Raw genomic sequence first — 18,940 nt, forward strand, 5'->3', positions numbered from 1 at the left:
GGGTGCAGTTAGTACTGTTTTAAGTACGATTGCTGTTACGAATATTATTTTTTCTCCTTTTGCAGGTGTTTGGGCAGATAGATGGAAAAAGAAAAATATCCTTGTGATAACAGATTTAACCAGTGGTGGAATCCTTATTTTACTGGGTATCTTCTTTGGAACATATTTCTATCAAATTTGGGTATTGATAATAACCATTTTTGGATTACAGATCTGTGGTACCTTATTCGGTCCTGCGTTGTTGTCTTTAATCCCGATTATAGTAAACGATGATGAGCTTTCTCAAGCTAATGCCATGATTTCAATGACAGATAGACTTTCTCAACTTATAGGAATGGCTATTGGTGGTGTGATTGTGTCTTTAGTGGGAATAAAATGGCAAATTTTAATCGATGGGATGACTTTTATTTTCTCGGCAGTCTCTGAAATGTTCATAAAAACAGAAGAAAAAGGCAGAAAAAAAGAAGAAGCAGAAAAAAATGGGATGATTTTTTCAGAAATAAAAGATGGTTTCAAAGTGATATGGACCAATGTTCAACTTAAAGGGTTGATAACTTTAGAGACATTAGATGATTTTTTTGGAACTAATATATTCGTTTTCTTACCTGTATTGGCTAGTGAGATACTGAAAGTAGGTCCTGGTGAGTATGGAATTATGCAAACGATGTTGGGAGCAGGCTCTTTTGTAACCGCCCTAGTTCTATCATCCATTAAAGAGATAAATGAAGTACGTAGCACTAATGTTATCCTCGGTTTTGGTAGGAGTATTCCTGGCTTCTCTTGGTATAGTTAACAGTTATATTTACGTATTGATTGCCTTGTTGATATTAGGGTTTATGACTGAGATTGGAAATATTAATGAAAATCTTTTGATTCAAAGGATTACCCCTGAAAATACAAGGGGACGAGTTTTTGCGTTGCGATCAACGATAGATGATTCGTTAAGACCCTTTTCTTATGCATTTGCAGGGATTATGGCAACATTTTTTTCATTGAAAAGTTTGTTCTTGGTCTTTGGAATAATAACTAGCATACTTGGAATATTTTACTTATTCATCCCTTATCAAATGAAAAAGCGGAATGTTTCTTAAAAATCGTGTTAGATCATAATTAATTGTCATTGAAATAGGGTAATGGTTAGATAGTAATTATGTCTTTGAACTTGATTTGCTTTTTGTTATTAGCTTCGTTCTTCCCTTTTACCTTTTCAAAAAGCACTTTAAGTATAGTCTTATCGTTATCAGGATGATAATGTGTAATATCAAAGGAAATCTACTAATCATCCTTTTCAATGTACCTAAGGATACCTTCTTTGCTTCTTCTGTCTTTGAAAGTTCATACATCGAAAATCTGTTATTCTTTTCAATTCCTCGATGTATACTTCCAACATGGAGCTGAAGTTTTTCAGCACAAACACATCCAGATAATCCCCAACATTTCCACAATATCACTTCATGAATTGATTCATACTTCTTCTTTGGTCCTCTTCTCTTTTTTTTCTTACCTCCCTTCAAAAAGAGTTAAGGATATGATATCATTTGTTTGCAGCATTGTGCAAACAAAGATCTTTTAAAAAAAGAGATTTTTGTTTTCGAGGAGTTTGGGGGGTTTACCCCTCAAAGGTTCGAATTATGATCTAACCAATCTTTTTCACGGACATCTAATATGATCTAATGCGCTTCGCAAATGAGATTGAGGATGTTAATTTTAAGACTTTATAAAAAAACATTTTGCACAGGACAGCAAAAGGGCTCCGCTTTGTGGCCCTTTTAAAACAAGAATTTTAGTTTTGTCGCATATATTAAAAAATATCTTTTTTAGATGTTCTGAAATATTATATAGCACCTTTATCCAACTTCCCGCCCATCTAAGAAAGGGAAGTGAGTTTTCTAATGTTTTCCTTGAGAGAATAAATGAGAATACCAAAACATTCTCCATGTGATATAATATTTTAGGCTTAACAATTAGATAAGAGAAAGAAGTTTGAACAGTTATGGAGGTGCCATTAATGGATAAGTTTTACGTCACTACACCGATTTACTACGTTAACAGTGAACCACATATTGGTTCGGCATATACTACGATTGTTGCAGATATAATAGCAAGATTTAAGAGAATGATGGGGTACGACGTTTTCTTTTTAACGGGAACGGATGAGCATGGACAAAAGGTTTTACAAGCCGCTAAAGAGAAGAATATACCTCCACAGGATTATGTTGATTCGCTTTCTTCAAAGTTTAAAGATTTATGGGATGAAATGGGGATTAGTTACAATCATTTTGTAAGAACAACCGATGATTATCATGTACAAACCGTTCAGATGTTCGTTGATAAGATGATGGAGAATGGAGATGTGTACAAAGATAAATACGCCGGCTGGTATTGCATACACGATGAATCCTTTTGGGATGAATCTGAGATAATCACTCAAGATGGCGTTAAGCTTTGTCCTGAATGTAATAGAGAATTGAAATGGGTGGAGGAAGAGAATTACTTTTTTAAACTTTCTAAATATACCAAACCGTTGTTGAAATATTATCAAAATAATCCGGATTTCGTTGAACCTTCGTTTAGAAAAAATGAGATGCTACAAATTTTGAATAATGGGTTAAAAGATCTTAGTATAACAAGGACTACATTCAATTGGGGGATCCCTTTAAAGAGCGATCCTAAACATGTGGTATATGTGTGGGTGGATGCGTTAATTAATTATGTTAGTGCAATAGGCTATTCTGATGATCAACAAAAATTCAACAGGTACTGGCCTGCCGATTTGCATCTTATTGGAAAAGAAATAAATAGGTTCCATTCGCTGATATGGCCAGCTATGTTGATGTCAGTGGGCCTACCGTTGCCAAAAAAGGTGTTCGCCCATGGATGGTTAACTGTCAACGGACAAAAGATTTCAAAATCTTTGGGAAATGCCGTTGATCCGAGAGTTCTTATGAACGCCTATGGTAGAGATGTGATCAGGTATTACTTGATGAGGGATATTGCGTTTGGTAGAGATGGAGATTTTTCGGAAGAAAACTTAATTATTAGGTACAATGCCGATTTAGTTAACGATCTAAGCAATTTAGTGCATAGAACACTTACAATGGTTGAAAAGTATTTTAACGGTATCATACCAAAACCCAAAAGGAAAGATAAGGTAGACGAAGAACTTATAGAACTTTTAGAAAGCAAGAAAACCGCTTATTTGGTGTTGATGGAGCGGTATCAGTTTACACAAGCCCTTGAGAATCTATGGGAAATCATACGTTTTTCTAATAAATACATAGATTTAACAGAACCGTGGATCTTAGGTAAGGATCCAAATGAGAAGGATAGGTTGTCCACCGTTTTATACAATTTGCTCGACGTTATTCGAATTATTTCTATTTTGATTTATCCAGTAATGCCCGATACTTCCGAAAAGATGTTAAAAAAGATAGGTTATGGTTTGGAAGTTTTAAACAGAGAGAATCTTGAAAAGGACCATTTACATAGTGGTGTTAAAGTTGGAAAAGGTGAGCCAATATTCCAAAGAATCGATGTGAAAAGTTGGAAAAGAATAATCAAAACAGTAAATATCAATAGGGAGGACGAAGTAATGTCAGAAAGTGAAAACGTTCAAAACATAATAGAAATAGATGATTTTAAAAAGATAGATTTAAGAGTTGCCAAAGTAGTTAACGCAGAAAATATTGAAAAATCTAACAAATTACTAAGACTACATCTTGATTTAGGCCAGATGGGTGAAAGACAAGTTATTGCAGGCATTAAAAACTTTTACTCACAAGAGGATTTAGTTGGTAAGAAGATAATAATAATCGCCAACCTAAAACCCGCAAAATTGATGGGCGAATTATCCGAAGGTATGCTTTTGGCGGCTAAAGATGAAAACGGTAATCTTAGTATACTGACGGTAGATAAAGATGTTGAACCTGGCGCGAAAATTTCTTAAAAGATTTCTTAATGGAGGTAATACCAAGAGATGGATGAAAAAATATTTATTAGAGATTTTACCGAGGAATTAAAAACTTCTTACTTACTTTATTCTTTAAGCGTTATTGTAAGCAGGGCTATACCCGATGTTAAAGATGGGTTAAAACCTGTTCAGAGAAGAATACTTTATTCTATGAGTGAATTGGGGTTGAAACATAACTCATCATTCAAAAAAAATGCCCGTATCGTTGGTGAGGTGATGGGTAAGTATCACCCCCATGGAGATGCAGCTATTTATGATGCCCTAGTTAGAATGGGGCAACCTTTTACTATGAGGTATCCTTTAGTTGAAGCACAGGGGAATTTTGGCTCGATAGATGGAGATCCTCCCGCGGCTATGAGGTATACAGAAGCCCGTATGCCCGAACTGGGAGAGTATATGCTCAAGGATATCGAGAAAGAAACTGTAGATTTTAGGGAGAATTTCGACGGTTCTCTGAGTGAGCCCGTCGTTTTACCTACAAGGTTGCCTAATCTTTTGATGAACGGAGCAAGCGGGATAGCGGTTGGAATGACTACAAATATCCCACCTCACAACTTAAACGAACTCGTGGAAGCATTAAAAATGTTAATAGAAAAACCAGAATGTGAAGTAAAAGATCTGTTGAAACATATTAAAGGTCCTGATTTTCCAACTGGTGGTCTAGTTGTCGACGGAGAAGGGTTAAAGGATCTATATGAAACAGGCAGAGGAAAGATAACGATTAGAGGGAAGTACAGAATTGAAGATGACGGAAAAGGAACCTCCATCGTCTTTGATGAGATCCCTTACAACGTTTCAAAAACCGATATCATTGAACAGATTGTAAAATATGTGGTTAGAACAAAAGAACAAAAGAAGGACGTCGGGATAAAAGACGTTAGAGATGAGAGCGATAAAGAAGGAATAAGACTGGTAATAGATCTGAAAAGAAATGCAAACATAAAGAGATTGATCAACGATTTGTTCAAGCATACGAATCTTCAATCTTATTTTTACGTTCAAATGAATGTAATAGATAACGAAAAGCCAACGTTGATGAATTTAAAAGGGCTTTTACAGAGCTTCTTGGACCACAGGGTTAACGTTATAACAAGAAGAACACAGTACGAATTAGACAAGGCAAGAAAGAGAGCTCATATAGTCGAAGGACTTATCAAAGCTGTTCAGGGTATTGATACTGTGGTAGAGATCATTAGAAACTCAGAAAATCCTCAAGAAGCTTTGAAAAATCTGCAAGAAACGATTGGCGTAAGTAAAGAACAGGCTAAAGCTATCGCGGATATGAGATTGATTAGCCTTTCAAAACTTGAAACCACCAACTTAAATGAAGAACTTAAGAATCTATACAAAGATATAGAAAACGCTATGGATATTTTGCAAAACAAAGAAAGATTGATGGGAGTAATCAAAGAAGAACTCGATGAAGTTATAAATAAGTTTGGTGACAAAAGAAGAACGGAGATATTGTACAACAAAGGAGATTTAGCCGAAGAGGTTGAAATGATTCAAGATGAAGATGTCGTAATAGTTTTGACCAAGTGGGGTTACCTCAAAGCCATTCCTTCATCAGAATACAAGGTTCAAGGAAGAGGCGGAAAGGGTGTAAAAGGATTAAAAATTTCTGATGAAGATGATGTGAAAGAGGTCATATACACTAACAAATTATCTAAATTAATGCTTTTTAGTTCTGCTGGTAAAGCGTATCAAATAAACGCTTACGAAATTGAATCAAGTTCGAAAAGCACAAAAGGTAAACATATCGCTAACTTCATCAGTTTAGATGAAAGTGAAGAGATAAAAAGTATCGTTGCCATATCTTTAGATGGAGATTACGATAAAGATATTCTAATTTTTACAAAACAAGGTAAGGTGAAGAGAACTTCTTTGAGAGAGTTCAGTAGTGCACGAGCTAATGGTATTAGAGCCATCAATCTGCTTGATAACGACGCAGTTGTCGATGTGTTATTGCTTGATGGAACGGATAGAGATTTGTTGGTTGTAACGAAACTAGGTATGTCGTTAATGTTCAACTCTTCCAAGGTAAGAAAGATGGGTAGAACAGCAATGGGTGTTAATTCAATAAAATTGCGTAAAGGCGATGAAGTGATCGATGTGGTGAAGGTCGAGGAAGGCAAAAAACTTTTGTTGATCACAGAAAGAGGTTATGGAAAGAGAGTTTCGTTCCATTCCTATAGGCCACAGAATCGTGGAGGAATTGGGGTAAAAACGGTACGAGATATAACAAAAATAGGTCCCATAGTTTCGACGATGAGTGTGGAAGATGGGAAGGATATACTGATATTCACTAAAAAAGGTAAGGCTATTAGGGTAAATGTAAATAATATAAATGTTTTAGGAAGAATCACCCAAGGTGTTATAATTGTTAGACTGGATGAGGACGATTCAGTTGTGGGAGTGATTGAAGTTCAAGCTAATGATGAAAAGTAATGTTATAATTATAATTTTAAACACGGAAGGGGTTAAAAAAATGGAGGAATTGACAAAAAGGCAGTCACAGGTCCTGGACTTCATAAAATCTTATATGGAAAAAAATGGATTTGCTCCAAGTATCAGAGACATTATGAAACATTTTAATTTTAAAAGTCCAAGAGCGGCACATAAGCATCTTATAATTTTGGAAAAGAAGGGTTACATCGAGCGTAAAAATGTCTCACGTGGAATAAAGATGATGCCAAAATCGGGAGAAATCTTCGCCACAGAGACTTTAGCTCCTGTTTCTGGAAAGATAGCAGCAGGAGATGCTATTGAAGCTATACAAACAATTAGCGATTACATTCCCATACCTACTAATTTTTTCCCTAAAAATTACGAATATTTTTCCCTCAGAGTTGAAGGAAATTCCATGATAGAGGCACAGATCAAAAGCGGAGATTTTGTTATAATACGTAAACAAGATTACGCGACAGATGGAGACATAGTGGTTGCATTAATCGATGGAAATGAAGCAACACTTAAAAGGTACAAAAGACTGAATGAAAACGAAGTACTGCTTGTACCAGAAAATGAAAGTATGAAAGAGATAAAGATCAAAGCTGATCATTTAAAGATACAAGGAAAAATGGTCGGCTTAATAAGAGTACTGTAAACGGACGGAAGGCCAGAGCGGGGCGAAGGGGCGCTATATACAAGAGTTTCTAAAGAAGATATTCTGTAATCAAAAGGAGCGGATATCCGTGAAAATCGCAATTGCATCTGATCATGCTGGATATGAGATGAAAGAACAGCTTAAGAACTATCTTTTAGAGAAGAAATTCGATATAATTGATTTGGGGACTAATTCTAATGCGAGTGTCGATTATCCTGATTATGCCAAAAAACTTGGTGAAAAGGTAGCCAAAGGTGAAGTTGACTTCGGAATAGGTATCTGTGGTACTGGAATCGGGATGTCGATCTCAGTTAACAAGGTTAAAGGGGTTAGAGGTGCTTTATGCTTGTATCCATCGATGGCAGAATACGCTAGAAAACATAACAACGCCAATGTTTTGGTTTTAGCAGGTAGACTTATGGGCATTGATTTAGCGATTTGGACGGTAGAAAAGTTTTTATCAACGGATTTTGAAGGTGGAAGACATAAAAGGCGTGTTGATAAAATCGACGAAATTAAGTAAAAAGGGCGAAGAAAATGAAAAGTATTAGTTTTTCAAAAGGTCTTGAGAAAGACATTAATATTAATATAAGCCATGGTTATTACGAGGAATTTTTTAAAAGATATGTTTCAAAATACGGAACTTTGATGATAATTGATTCCAATTTGAAAAAATATTTAACGACTGGGTCTGGTAACAATATCTTTTATGTAAAAGGCGGCAATGAAACCAAGTATTTCGATAAATATTTAGAACTGTGTAAGGTCATGGTGGAAGGTAGTTATAGCAATTTAGTGGTGATAGGTGGAGGTTCCTTGATTGATATGGCAGGCTTCGTTTTTCATACCTTGGATTTTCCAAAAGGAACCTTCACAGTTATACCAACAACGTTGTCTTCTATGATATATTTACCAGTTTCAGGAGAATTCTATTTAGATATGAATTACACAAGAAATTTCTTGAAGGTAAGCGGTTATCCTGATCTAGTTTATATAGATCCGTATTTTTGCAAATTTTTAGATAAAAAAGATATGAAAAACTATTTTTTCTTGGGGTATATTTTAGGGCTTTTGTTCGATAATAATTTTGCTAACCTGTCTTTGAAGTATTCTAAAAATTTCATCCGTTTAGATTTAGAGGATTATCTATATACTACTGTTAAATATGTTTTGTCCATTTATTCTAACGATTTACCGTTTCCTGGTACCAAATTGATGAAATACATAACAGACACCTCGGTTAAATCTGATTTCGTTCAAAACGAAGCTTTGTCTTTCGCTTTTCTTGCGTTTTTGAGTTTTAAATTTGGTTATATTCAAGAAGAAAGATTTCAAAATATTTTTCAAAACATAAAGAATTTTGAAGATTTGAAATCCTCAAAAATTCAAAACATCAAGGCAAAAGTGAACAACGTACCTATAAGGGAAATATTACTCAAAGAAGAAGGTTTTGTAGATTTGCTTTTGAATTTTGGGGAGTTGAAAGATCTGCTTTTAGAGTTTAAGTCTCTACTGAGAGGTGTGTGATGAAAGAGAATAATCCTAATTGGTTCAAAGTGATTTTAGTTCTAGTTTTTATTTTACCTTTGATAACCTTCGCATTGACAACGTATACTATATATTTAAAAAGTCAGATGAATAACCTTAAGCTTAAAATTGAAGAGTTAGATAATAGTCAAGTCAATATTCTAAATGAAGTTGAAACAACTTCTCAATCTGCTGTGTTAGAAGACTTAGTATTACCACAAATTGAGATTGGAAACACAATGGCTAGGGTGAGTTACAATATACAAGATCTGGATTATCAGCAGTTGCTGAACAATTCACTGACTATGTTAAAACCATACAATAAAGGTGCGGTAAGAATTTTTTACGATCAGCGTGAGGTCTTTGAAGAGGCGTTGTACGCCTTAAATAACGATATATCTTACTTTATTTTTAAAAATGGTGATAAGTATTACCTGTATCGTGCAGACTATCCTTTAGAAGAAGGTAAGCAAGAGCAGTACCTATTTTCCATTCAAATTTACCTATACACTACTCCCGCTCCTGCTATGTTCCCAACTATGGCGTTAAGACGAGGGGGTATCCCAGCTTTTGTCTTCAACGGTAAGTTTCAACAGAGTAACGAAGATTATTGGGCTATACTGGTGGGTTTGTTTGACGATTATAACGAAGCCCAAACATACTTGAGAAACATGGATGAGGATCTTGTTTTCGAGTTAACCGGTTTGGGTATAAAAGACAGATTCACTAAAGGTATATACTTTAGCGGAGCAGCAACCGAATGAGAAAAAAGCTTCTTTTCCCGGTATTAAGTATAATTGTAATCTCTTTACTTGGAATTTTAGCTCTTGATCAATATCAGGTAGGTGAAGAAGCCTCATCTAAACCTTGGCAAGAAAATAAAATAGATCTTTTATCGGCCTCAGTTGAAGAGCTGATCAGATTACCTGGTATAGGACCCGCCAAGGCACAAGCTATCATAAATTATAGGCAAGAGAAAGGCTTTAGAGAAATAGAAGATATTATGAACGTTTCTGGGATCGGAGAAAAAACATTTTCAAATATTAAAAATTATATTTATCTTTCAGAGGTTGTTTATCAAATAGTGGATGATAAAATAAATATAAATGAAGCATCTAGTGAAGAATTGGAGAGTTTGCCAGGAATAGGAAAAGTATCAGCACAGAAAATAATTGAGTATAGGGCTATTAAAGGTATAAACTCTTTAGATGATTTGGAAAAAATTGGTATTCCATCTTCTACTATAGAAAAAATAGAAGGGAAGATAGTATTTTGAAGATTTTCTTACATGTTTGTTGTGCACCTGATCTCACGGTTTCTTATAGAAAATTAGTAGAACAGGGATACGATCCCGTTGTGTTTTTTTATAATCCGAATATTTATCCTGCTCAAGAATATTCAAAAAGGTTGAATGAAGTTAAAAAATTAAGAGATATTTGGGGTTTTCAACTCTACGAAGGAGATTATGAACCCGAGAAGTTTTTAGAAAGGATCAAGGGGGAAAACAACAGCCTCAAGCGCCCCGAAGGGGGTTCAAGGAAAGGCAGCCCGAATAGATGTTATGAATGTATGAAGTTGAGGCTTGAAAAGACGAAAGCTGAAACTAAACGGTTGAATTTTTCGTTGTATTCAACGACTCTTCTTGCTTCCCCTCGAAAGTCTCACAGCGATATTTTAGAAATAGCGAACAATTTAGGCAAAGAAGAAAATCCATCTTTTAAGTATGTAAATTTCAGGTCCAATAACGGCGTTCATATGGCAGCAATACTATGTAAGACTTACAATATCTACCGTCAAAATTACTGTGGTTGTTCTTTTTCTTTGAATGAATCAAAAAGATATGAAGAGGAGTCTAAACAAAAAAATTATAAGAATTTAGTTGAGTTAATTAGCGAAGAATTAACACAAAAATACTTTAAATATTACAAAAAAGACTTGCTTAGAATTCCACAAGATATTCCAGCAAAACTTTTAGAAAATGTTGGATTGCACTTTTTGAAATATTTGAAACCTCAAATCATCTTAATGAAAAAGGAAATAGCCCAAGATTTTAACATCGTTACAAGTTCCAGATACAAGATCGACAATTGGAAAGGGAAGGTAATATTATGGTGAAAGAGGGGTAATCGAGATGGCTAAATATAATCTGCGAATCTCTGAAGATGGTATGGTGGCATCTTTAAAATTAATAGACGATGGACGACCACCTACTATTGAAGGAATAAAATCTTTCCTAAAAGAGAAAGGGGTGGTAGTAGGGATAAAGCCAGAAGTTATTGAAGAAATTGTCTCTCAACCCAAATATGATAAGGAATATTCTATTGCTTATGGAATACCTCCCAAGGTTGGGCAAGATGCGCAGTTAATCTTTCAGCAGAATATTGAAGAAAAGCTTAATAGTACCGTAAATAGCTATGTTGATTTAAAAGAAAGTAGCCAATTGATAATTGTAAAAAGAGGAGATACACTAGCAGAAATAATTCCTCCAACGCAAGGCGAGCCCGGAAAAACAGTACGGGGTGAAAAGATCGAAGGTATTGTGGGAAAAGATTTAAAACTAAAGTTAGGCAATAACGTCGAAGTAAACAACAATAAAATAATCTCAAAGATAGATGGGAAGTTTGTTAGTAAAGAAGAGCCGAATGGTGAGATAAATTTAGATGTTTCTGACGAACATAAGATAGATGGGAATATTGATTACTCTACAGGTAATGTCCGCTTTCCAGGAAAATTGTTCATCAACGGGGATGTTAAATCGGGTTTTTTTGTTGAGGCTATTTCTTATTTAGAGATCAAGGGTGTGGTCGAATCTGCTACGGTATTTTGTGAAGGGGAAGCCAATATATTCGGAATAAAAGGTGCAGGAAAAAGTTCTATAAAGGCTAAAATCTTGAGGAGCAACTACATTGAAAACGCCAATGTTGAAGCAGAAGAAGATGTAATTGTTAAAACAGCCATCGTCAATTCTAATATAAAAGCAGGTAAACATGTCATTATTGAGGGTGGTAACGGAAAGATTTCAGGTGGATATACTTTAGCTACCAACCTCATCGAAGCGGAAATATTGGGAAGCGAAATGGGTGTCAGAACTGTCTGTGAGGCGGGTGTCTTACCCGACCTAAACGAAGAGTTAATTAAATTAGAACAAAAAATTGCCCTCGATACGGAAAATCTTAGGAAACTAAGTTCTATAATCAAAGGGATCCAAATTTTAAAAGAAAAAGGTAAAGCAGACGCAAAGAGGTTAGAATACTACAGGAAATGCCTTAACACCTATAAAATTCTTTTATCAGAAGTAAAAACAGATAAAGAAAAGCTGGAGGAGATTAAAAATAAAATTCAATCTTCTATAGAATCTGCATTTATTATCGCAAAAAAAGTGGTACACCCAGGGACTGAAATAATCATACACAAGAAAAAATTTATACCCACGAAGCCGATGACAAAGGTAGTTTTTAAACTCGAGGGTGAAGAGATAGTTCCTCACGGTTATCAAGAGGAAACAAATGTTCCCAGATAACAAACTAGTAAATCAAAAACTTTTTCCTTACGGGGGGAGCAGGGTGAAAGGGCGCTAAAATCAAAAACAATTAGGAGAAATAACATATGTATCGATCTATTAAAATATCTTTTCTTATTTTTTCTATTTTTTTTATATCTTTGCCTATTTACGCAGGTACTTTGGATAGCTACGTTTATACTTTTGATACTGATGAATTATTAGTTTCATCCCAGAGAAGTTTGAACGTTTTGGGATTGTATTTAAAATATTATGAAACAGGTAATGAAGAATATAAAACTGCAGCTAATCAAACAAGGCCTTATATACTTTCTTCTTTAAAACCTGATGATTCAGCAGCTTTAAACGTTCTTTCAGAGTACCAACCTGGTAATCAGGTGGAGAGTATCAATAGGATTGAGATATTAATCAATAATTACCCCAACTCAGTGATTCTTAATGCTCTCAAAATTTTATTTAATTTCGAAGTCTGGGAAAAATTCAACAACATGGAAGCATTTAAGAAAATTTTAAGTTCTATTGATACAATAGAGAAAACAATTGGCGAGAACCCCTTTTCAATTTATTACAAGTCAATTCTAACTTGGGAAGAGGAAAACCTTCAAGAAAAAGAAAACATATTCGAGAATCTGGAAAAAGCCTTTTTTTCTTATCCTTCAAACAGAAAAATTCAAGAATTGCTTATAGTTCAAGCATTTGAATTAGGCAAGTATGAAAGGGTGAAACAACTCTCAACGGATTATGTGAATCGTTCACAAAAAGACGAAAGAATAATGTTTTTAATAGCCCTTTCATATTACAACTTGGATGAAAAATCAGAATCAAGAAAAATTGTCGATTGGATTCTTCAAAATTCTAATAAAAAAACCGTTCTCTCGAAAAGTTATGAGCTTTTGGGCGATATTTCAGAAACCAACTCTCAGAAAGTAAATCATTATAAGACCGCTATCGATCTTGATCCTGAAAATGCAGAAGCTTTAGCTAAGCTTGGAATAACTTTGTACAAGAGTAATAAAGCCACCACTGACAATTTGACAATTTCAAGAATTTATTTAACAAAAGCACTCATGTATGATCCGGATAACTCTGATATAAAAGAAACTTTGAACACTATAGACAGAAAACTTTCCGGAAAACATTTCTTGACCACGTTGTTAACTTTATTTATAGTAATTTTGGCTATATTCTATATTGTATTCAGATTTGGGAGTAAAGAAGACAGCCTCACGGCAAGTAAGGAGGAAAGAAATTGACGATGATTAATGACAACAATTGTATAAAAGTTCTAGATAAAGGTTTTGTTACCCTTGTTGATATTATGGGAGATGACAGATCTGCGGTTAGGGCTGCCAGAGTCTCACACGGAAAAGATATATCTACCGATGAGAGGGATAGAAAACTCATAGACTACTTGATGGAACATGGACATCTTTCCCCCTTTGAACATATCACTTTTACATTTCATGTTAAAGCACCCATCTTTGTTGTTAGGCAATGGTTCCGCCATAGGATAGGAATGTCTCCCAATGAAATAAGTAGAAGATACACATCAAAAAATGTCAACGAGTTTTATGTCCCGGATCATATAAGGCTGCAGGACACAAAAGATAAGCAAAATAGTATCCTTGTTAATGATAAAAAATTAAAAAATGAAGCAATTGAAGTTTTAGAAGAAATTTACAAAAAAAGTTACGAGGCTTATGAGAAACTTATAAATATGGGTGTAGCTAGAGAAATGGCACGTATTATACTACCCGTAGGGGAATACACTGAGTTTTATTTAACTACCAATGCTAGAGCATTGATGCATTTCTTGGATTTAAGGGCGTCTTCGCACGCACAATGGGAAATTCAAGAGTACGCTAAGGCTTTGGCGCAATTTTTTCAAAAAACTTGTCCTTGGAGTTATGACGCTTATTTGAAGCATCAGTATAAAGGGGACCTTTTAAAGTTGCTTCAATAGTGGGCCCCGCTTTTTCAGCTTCTAGGTTTTAGGAACCGTTGGTCCCTTCCTAAGAAAGGCAGGGAGTGGGGCAAAGAGGCTTATCAAAGCACAAAAAAATTAGGAGGTTTTAATATGAAAAAACATTTTCTTCTATTTGCTGTCTTTCTCATCGCAGGATTTGCATTTTCAATAACCCTTTTAAACGACATTTCTTACAACGTTGACATATCTTATGCAGCGACGGATGTGGAAAGGGTGTTAACAAATTATGGTATACAGGAAGGCTTCTATATTGGGGATGTAGATATCAGATTAGCCCTTCAAGAAATATTAAAGTTAGGTTATTTTACCTCAGTGTCTTACAATTTGGATGATAATGGGAATCTAGAAATCATATTTAAGCCCAATCCTATTGTATCAAATTATGAAGTTGAGATCTTAGGGAATGAATTGATAGACAAAAAAAATATTCGTTCGTCGATCAGTTTAAACACAAATATTCCATTGAATCTAAACGATTATCAAACCTCTATGAAAAACATACAAGATTTGTATATAAAAAACGGTTATCAATTCGTTGATATATACTCCAATCTAAAAATGACGGGGGATGGAATCACCTTAGAAGCAACAGAGATAAACAATAAAGAATATTCATCTGATACTTTGGTTTTCATCGTTAAAGAGTATTCTCTTTGGGATTTAGACTTAAGGGGGGAGTTATCCAAACTGGATAAAGAAGACATAAAGAAAAGAATTGGTTTTGATTTTAGAAAAGATTGGAACAATAAATTCTTCTTGCTTAGGCCCAACGCCAAAGAAACTTACCCAAGTTTTCAAAAGATTCAAAATATATTGAACTCGTTAAATCAAATACCGTTTTTCTCCGCAAATACTAATTTGCGTTTCGAAGTAACCGAAGTAGAAGAGAACAAAGGTGGAGAGTTATTACTTGTTTTAGAAGGTAACTTAAGAAAAGTTGTTTCCCAAGAGCCGGTAACAGTAAATAGTATCTCTTTTGTTGGAAATGAAAGTATAGAAGATTTTAGATTGAATGAGGTTGTAAATAAGTTTGTCCCAATAGGAGAACCAGTAAATAATTTAGACATTCTGTACGCTTACGATAACGTCCAAAAAGTTTATTATGACAGCGGATATATTTACACCTTAATTACCCCTAAATACCAAGATGAGGAGTTAATATTTGAAATAACAGAACCAAAGGTAGGAGACGTCCAAATAACTCAGGAAGCAACCGCTAAAACCCAACCGTACATAGTTGATTCTTTAGTTAAGATAAAACCAGGCGAAGTTTTTAACCAGCAAAAGTTACAAGATACGTATACATCCTTCATGGGAACTGGATTTTTTAAAGACGTTATAATACAGCCCATTCAGCAGGGCGAAGATGTAATAGGTTTCAAGATAACCCCCATAGAAAGTGAAAAATTAGGAAAATTAATGGGAGGTATAACCTGGACCTTACCAGAAGATGCCGAATGGTATCAAGGTTTTACGGGCGAGCTAGAGGTTCAATGGTTAAATCCTTTTGGATACGGTCAAACATTTTCTCTTAACACATCTTTGAATCCTTTGAGAAATTACTATTCTGTTGGATTCGATTACAATGTTATTAAGTTGGCTGGTAGCAATCTTGATTTAGGTGCTGGCATACATTATACGGTAAGTGAAGATGGAGAGTATTATTCGAACATTGGAGAAGATGCAACGAACTATCTGTCATTATCTGTAGCTCCAAGATACAGTATACAAGACTTCTCTTACATAACGAGTTCTTTTACCTACAATAACTACACATTGGTAGCGGGAGACAATCTTAATGTAATTTCTGGATCTGTCGGGTACCTATACAACAGTTTAGACAGCCCTTTTAGACCACATAAAGGTCAATATTTCCAAATAAACGGCATCGGTGGGGTTGAAACAAGCAATGCCAATTACTATATTGGTGCCAACACTGAAGGTAAATTGTTTTACAGTTTTTATAAATTCACTTTGGGAAATAGACTAAAATTAGGTACCGTGTATAATTCTAACATCGATTCTAACCTTCACTATCAATACAATGTGGGAGGAATGTACTCTGTAAGGACTTCTGATTTTTACGCACAGGAAGGAGAAAATGTGCTTTTATTCAACACCGAGTTGGCTTATGAACTTGCCACAGGCCAAGTTCCTTTAGATCTTATCGCCTATTTTGATTACGGTAGTGCTCAAAATGACGTTAGTAACCTTATTGGGGACGGTATCCTGTCTTTTGGCGGTGGATTAAGGTTCACAATTCCTTTATTTGGACAAATAGGCTTCGGATATGGATGGGATCAGGACTTAGAAGGAAAGGTTTGGTTCGGTTTCGGGCAGACCTTTTAACCTTTTAGTCTTTTAAGGGGGATCTTTAGTTGAACAAAAATTCTAATATTTTTGTAAAGTTTAAAGAAAATTGGAAGAAGTATGTTATTCAAAGTTTGTTGGCTACCGTCACGATTTTTTTCATACTTCTGATTTTAAATGTTCAAGACAGGCCCATAATAGTCAGTTCTTTAGGGGCATCGACTTTTATAGTTTTTGCGATGCCACAAAGTATGGTCGCTAAGACTAGAAACTTGGTGGGTGGACATGCCGTAGGATTTATATGCGGAACTATTTTTTCTCTTTTGCTTAACAGTAATTTTGTATTCTCTAATTTATCGTACGCCCTCGCAGTAGGTCTATCAACATTTATCATGGTTATCATAGATACAGAACATCCTCCAGCTGCAGGTACGGCATTGAGTTTGAGTATAAACGGTTTTAGTTTAAATGCATTTTTGTCTGTTTTTATTAGTGTAACAATCTTGTCGGTTGTCCATCATTTTTTAAAACCTTATATGATAGATTTAATATAAAACGAAATAGAAAAGTAACTTTGTTTTATTATTTGTGTTATTTGAATATGTTATCTTATGAACAACTAAATTATATAAAGCGGAGGCGCAACCGAGAATAGTACCTTCTTCTTTTCAAAGAGGGTAATTTAGAAGAAGTGAAAGGCGAGGTTGCCGAAGAAGTGAGAAGAAAACCCTCATCTTCTAACTTCTGGGTATGTGGGGAATACCTGCATAACTGTCACGTGAAGAACGTGGAGAGCCGCTGAAAATGAGAAAAAATATTTTCTTATTATTTAAACCTCTCCACAGTGAGAGGTTTTTTAATCTTTGGAGGTGCTTTTTTTTGAAAGTTGGAGTTGTAGGAGCTACCGGTGAGGTAGGAAGAACATTTTTAAAGCTATTTGAAGAATACAAACTAATAAATGAAATTTCCGAATTACGTTTGTTTGCATCTGAAAGATCTCAAGGGCAGGAGATTGAGGTAGGTTCTAAAAGATACACCGTGGAAAAGTTAAAAGAAGAAAATATGAAAGAGAAGTTTGATTACCTTTTTTTCTCGGCTGGAGCCTCAGTGTCAAAAAGATTTGCCCCAATAGCTCAACAATCAGGTAATGTTGTTATAGACAATTCTTCACAATTTAGGATGGACGAAAAGGTCCCACTTGTTGTTCCAGAAGTTAATGCAGAGTTGTTGAAAAATTACAAAGGAATAATTGCGAACCCTAACTGTTCTACTATTCAAATGGTTTTAGCCCTTAACGGTATCCATCGTGAGTTAGGTTTAAAAGAGATAGTTGTATCTACATACCAGGCAGTATCCGGTGCTGGAAACAAGGGTATAACCGAGCTTTTAAACCAAGAAAAAGGCATAAACGAAGTGAGACATTTCCCAAAGGTTATAAAAAACAACGTTATACCTTTGATAGGCGAAAAAATGGAGAATGGGTTTACTTTTGAAGAAGAAAAGATGATAAACGAAACCAGAAAGATCTATTCTGATAAAGAGATTAAAATATTTCCAACTACCGTTAGAGTGCCTGTTCTCTACGGTCATTCCGAATCCATTTTCTTTAGAACAAAGATAGATTCTACCGTTGATGAGATTATAAAATATATTGAATCAACCCCAAACGTCGAGTACAACGAGGAAAAAATCACCCCTGTAGAAGTTGCAGGAAGTGATATCACATTTGTCTCTAGAATAAGAAAGATCGAAGAAAAAACTTTTTTGATGTGGGTAATAGCGGATAATATAAGAGTTGGTGCTGCTACCAATGCAATTAGAATACTTCAAAAACACAGGGAATTGAATTGAGGTGCAGGTTTTGAAAAAAGAACTTCCATTTTCAGAGGAAAATATAAATAATCTCTTAAAGAACGTACAAACACCTTTTTATCTCTACGATGAAGAAGGTATAAGAAATAGAATAAGAACCTTAAAAGATGCATTTTCTTGGACTGATTTCAAAGAGTTTTTTGCCGTGAAGGCAACCCCTAATCCCCATATATTAAAGATCACAAAAGAAGAAGGTTGTGGAGTAGATTGCAGCTCAATGGCTGAACTGGTAGCTGCAGAAAAAAGCGGATTCGTAAATAGCGAGATTCTTTTTACATCCAACGATACCCCATTGCAAGAGTATGAAAAGGCTTTATCTTTAAACGCAATACTTAATCTTGACGACGTAAGCCATATTGATTTATTAAAAGAAAAGTATTCGTTGCCTGACTTGATGTCCATCAGATACAATCCTGGCGGAGATTTTGGGAACGAAATAATAGGGAATTTAAAGGAATCAAAATTTGGAGTGCCAAAAAAGGATCTTATAAAAGGGTTTGCCAGACTCAAAGATTACGGGGTTAAAAGATTCGGACTTCATGCGATGTTGATTTCAAATGAATTGAACCCACAAAACATAATAAAAGTTGCTCAATTTCTTTTTGAAACCGCTGTGGAAGTGAATAAAAAATTGGGGATAGATTTTGA

Annotated in this window: 17 protein-coding genes, 1 pseudogene and 1 riboswitch; of the genes and pseudogenes, 17 read left to right on the forward strand and 1 reads right to left on the reverse strand. The window is 35.0% G+C overall.

The window, feature by feature from the left end; genetic code table 11:
• Together AD60_RS07625 and AD60_RS10500 are read left to right on the forward strand one after the other, a co-directional pair.
• Nucleotides 1–793, forward strand: a 793-nt coding sequence (locus tag AD60_RS07625) for an MFS transporter (RefSeq protein WP_233186859.1), incomplete at its 5' end; no start/stop codon positions are given.
• Nucleotides 741–1,091 carry an MFS transporter gene (locus tag AD60_RS10500; protein ID WP_233186860.1) on the forward strand — a complete coding sequence of 117 codons (351 nt, stop codon included), beginning with the start codon at nt 741–743 and terminating at the stop codon, nt 1,089–1,091. The genes AD60_RS07625 and AD60_RS10500, both read left to right, overlap by 53 nt.
• Nucleotides 1,092–1,199: 108 nt before the next feature.
• Here AD60_RS10500 and AD60_RS10110 read toward each other — a convergent pair whose 3' ends face one another.
• A complete protein-coding gene (locus tag AD60_RS10110; RefSeq protein ID WP_134080006.1) occupies nt 1,200–1,445 on the reverse strand; it encodes a hypothetical protein in 246 nt (81 codons plus the stop codon).
• 563 nt (nt 1,446–2,008) lie between these two features.
• Between AD60_RS10110 and metG the strand changes: the two genes are divergently transcribed.
• The 15 genes and pseudogenes from metG to AD60_RS10505 all read left to right on the forward strand — a co-directional run.
• The gene (metG, locus tag AD60_RS07630; RefSeq protein ID WP_103876937.1) at nt 2,009–3,946 is read left to right on the forward strand and encodes a methionine--tRNA ligase; all 1,938 of its coding nucleotides are present in this window, start codon (nt 2,009–2,011) and stop codon (nt 3,944–3,946) included.
• A gap of 30 nt (nt 3,947–3,976) precedes the next feature.
• Nucleotides 3,977–6,418, forward strand: coding sequence for a DNA gyrase subunit A (gyrA, locus tag AD60_RS07635; protein WP_103876936.1), 2,442 nt, complete (start codon nt 3,977–3,979; stop codon nt 6,416–6,418).
• A 40-nt stretch (nt 6,419–6,458) separates the two neighbouring features.
• The gene (gene lexA, locus AD60_RS07640) at nt 6,459–7,076 is read left to right on the forward strand and encodes a transcriptional repressor LexA (RefSeq protein WP_103876944.1); all 618 of its coding nucleotides are present in this window, start codon (nt 6,459–6,461) and stop codon (nt 7,074–7,076) included.
• A gap of 88 nt (nt 7,077–7,164) precedes the next feature.
• Nucleotides 7,165–7,599 (forward strand): ribose 5-phosphate isomerase B, encoded by a 435-nt coding sequence (rpiB, locus tag AD60_RS07645; protein WP_103876935.1) that lies wholly within the window; start codon nt 7,165–7,167, stop codon nt 7,597–7,599.
• Nucleotides 7,600–7,613: 14 nt separating this feature from the next.
• Entirely contained in the window at nt 7,614–8,603 is a 990-nt protein-coding gene (locus AD60_RS07650) for a hypothetical protein (protein WP_103876934.1), read from the forward strand.
• On the forward strand, nt 8,603–9,367 hold the full coding sequence (locus tag AD60_RS07655; protein WP_103876933.1) for a hypothetical protein: 765 nt from the start codon (nt 8,603–8,605) through the stop codon (nt 9,365–9,367). Before AD60_RS07650 ends, AD60_RS07655 begins: the two co-directional genes overlap by 1 nt.
• Nucleotides 9,364–9,879, forward strand: a complete 516-nt coding sequence (locus tag AD60_RS07660) for a helix-hairpin-helix domain-containing protein (RefSeq protein ID WP_103876932.1) — start codon at nt 9,364–9,366, stop codon at nt 9,877–9,879. Before AD60_RS07655 ends, AD60_RS07660 begins: the two co-directional genes overlap by 4 nt.
• Nucleotides 9,876–10,718 (forward strand): epoxyqueuosine reductase QueH, encoded by an 843-nt coding sequence (locus AD60_RS07665; protein ID WP_158248406.1) that lies wholly within the window; start codon nt 9,876–9,878, stop codon nt 10,716–10,718. The genes AD60_RS07660 and AD60_RS07665 overlap by 4 nt, the downstream gene beginning before the upstream one ends.
• Nucleotides 10,719–10,734: 16 nt before the next feature.
• Nucleotides 10,735–12,123 carry a DUF342 domain-containing protein gene (locus AD60_RS07670; protein ID WP_103876930.1) on the forward strand — a complete coding sequence of 463 codons (1,389 nt, stop codon included), beginning with the start codon at nt 10,735–10,737 and terminating at the stop codon, nt 12,121–12,123.
• 86 nt (nt 12,124–12,209) lie between these two features.
• Entirely contained in the window at nt 12,210–13,376 is a 1,167-nt protein-coding gene (locus AD60_RS07675) for a tetratricopeptide repeat protein (protein WP_103927547.1), read from the forward strand.
• 2 nt (nt 13,377–13,378) lie between these two features.
• A complete protein-coding gene (gene thyX / locus AD60_RS07680; RefSeq protein WP_103927560.1) occupies nt 13,379–14,086 on the forward strand; it encodes an FAD-dependent thymidylate synthase in 708 nt (235 codons plus the stop codon).
• 114 nt (nt 14,087–14,200) lie between these two features.
• The gene (locus tag AD60_RS07685; RefSeq protein ID WP_103927548.1) at nt 14,201–16,459 is read left to right on the forward strand and encodes a POTRA domain-containing protein; all 2,259 of its coding nucleotides are present in this window, start codon (nt 14,201–14,203) and stop codon (nt 16,457–16,459) included.
• A gap of 29 nt (nt 16,460–16,488) precedes the next feature.
• On the forward strand, nt 16,489–16,974 hold the full coding sequence (locus tag AD60_RS07690) for an HPP family protein (RefSeq protein WP_103876927.1): 486 nt from the start codon (nt 16,489–16,491) through the stop codon (nt 16,972–16,974).
• A 72-nt stretch (nt 16,975–17,046) separates the two neighbouring features.
• Nucleotides 17,047–17,226: riboswitch (Lysine riboswitch) on the forward strand.
• A gap of 73 nt (nt 17,227–17,299) precedes the next feature.
• Nucleotides 17,300–18,271, forward strand: coding sequence for an aspartate-semialdehyde dehydrogenase (locus tag AD60_RS07695; RefSeq protein ID WP_103876926.1), 972 nt, complete (start codon nt 17,300–17,302; stop codon nt 18,269–18,271).
• Between the two features lies 1 nt (nt 18,272).
• Nucleotides 18,273–18,940 (forward strand): annotated as a pseudogene (locus AD60_RS10505) (diaminopimelate decarboxylase); the annotation flags it as partial.

The organism is Petrotoga sp. SL27 (assembly GCF_002924605.1).
GTDB classification, from domain to species: domain Bacteria; phylum Thermotogota; class Thermotogae; order Petrotogales; family Petrotogaceae; genus Petrotoga; species Petrotoga sibirica.

Bases quoted from the DNA above. Each gene is read 5' to 3' on its own strand.
- AD60_RS10500 (WP_233186860.1), top strand. From the start codon at position 741: ATGTTATCCTCGGTTTTGGTAGGAGTATTCCTGGCTTCTCTTGGTATA.
- metG (WP_103876937.1), top strand. From the start codon at position 2,009: ATGGATAAGTTTTACGTCACTACACCGATTTACTACGTTAACAGTGAA.
- gyrA (WP_103876936.1), top strand. From the start codon at position 3,977: ATGGATGAAAAAATATTTATTAGAGATTTTACCGAGGAATTAAAAACT.
- lexA (WP_103876944.1), top strand. From the start codon at position 6,459: ATGGAGGAATTGACAAAAAGGCAGTCACAGGTCCTGGACTTCATAAAA.
- AD60_RS07650 (WP_103876934.1), top strand. From the start codon at position 7,614: ATGAAAAGTATTAGTTTTTCAAAAGGTCTTGAGAAAGACATTAATATT.
- AD60_RS07655 (WP_103876933.1), top strand. From the start codon at position 8,603: ATGAAAGAGAATAATCCTAATTGGTTCAAAGTGATTTTAGTTCTAGTT.
- AD60_RS07660 (WP_103876932.1), top strand. From the start codon at position 9,364: ATGAGAAAAAAGCTTCTTTTCCCGGTATTAAGTATAATTGTAATCTCT.
- AD60_RS07670 (WP_103876930.1), top strand. From the start codon at position 10,735: ATGGCTAAATATAATCTGCGAATCTCTGAAGATGGTATGGTGGCATCT.
- AD60_RS07675 (WP_103927547.1), top strand. From the start codon at position 12,210: ATGTATCGATCTATTAAAATATCTTTTCTTATTTTTTCTATTTTTTTT.
- thyX (WP_103927560.1), top strand. From the start codon at position 13,379: ATGATTAATGACAACAATTGTATAAAAGTTCTAGATAAAGGTTTTGTT.
- AD60_RS07685 (WP_103927548.1), top strand. From the start codon at position 14,201: ATGAAAAAACATTTTCTTCTATTTGCTGTCTTTCTCATCGCAGGATTT.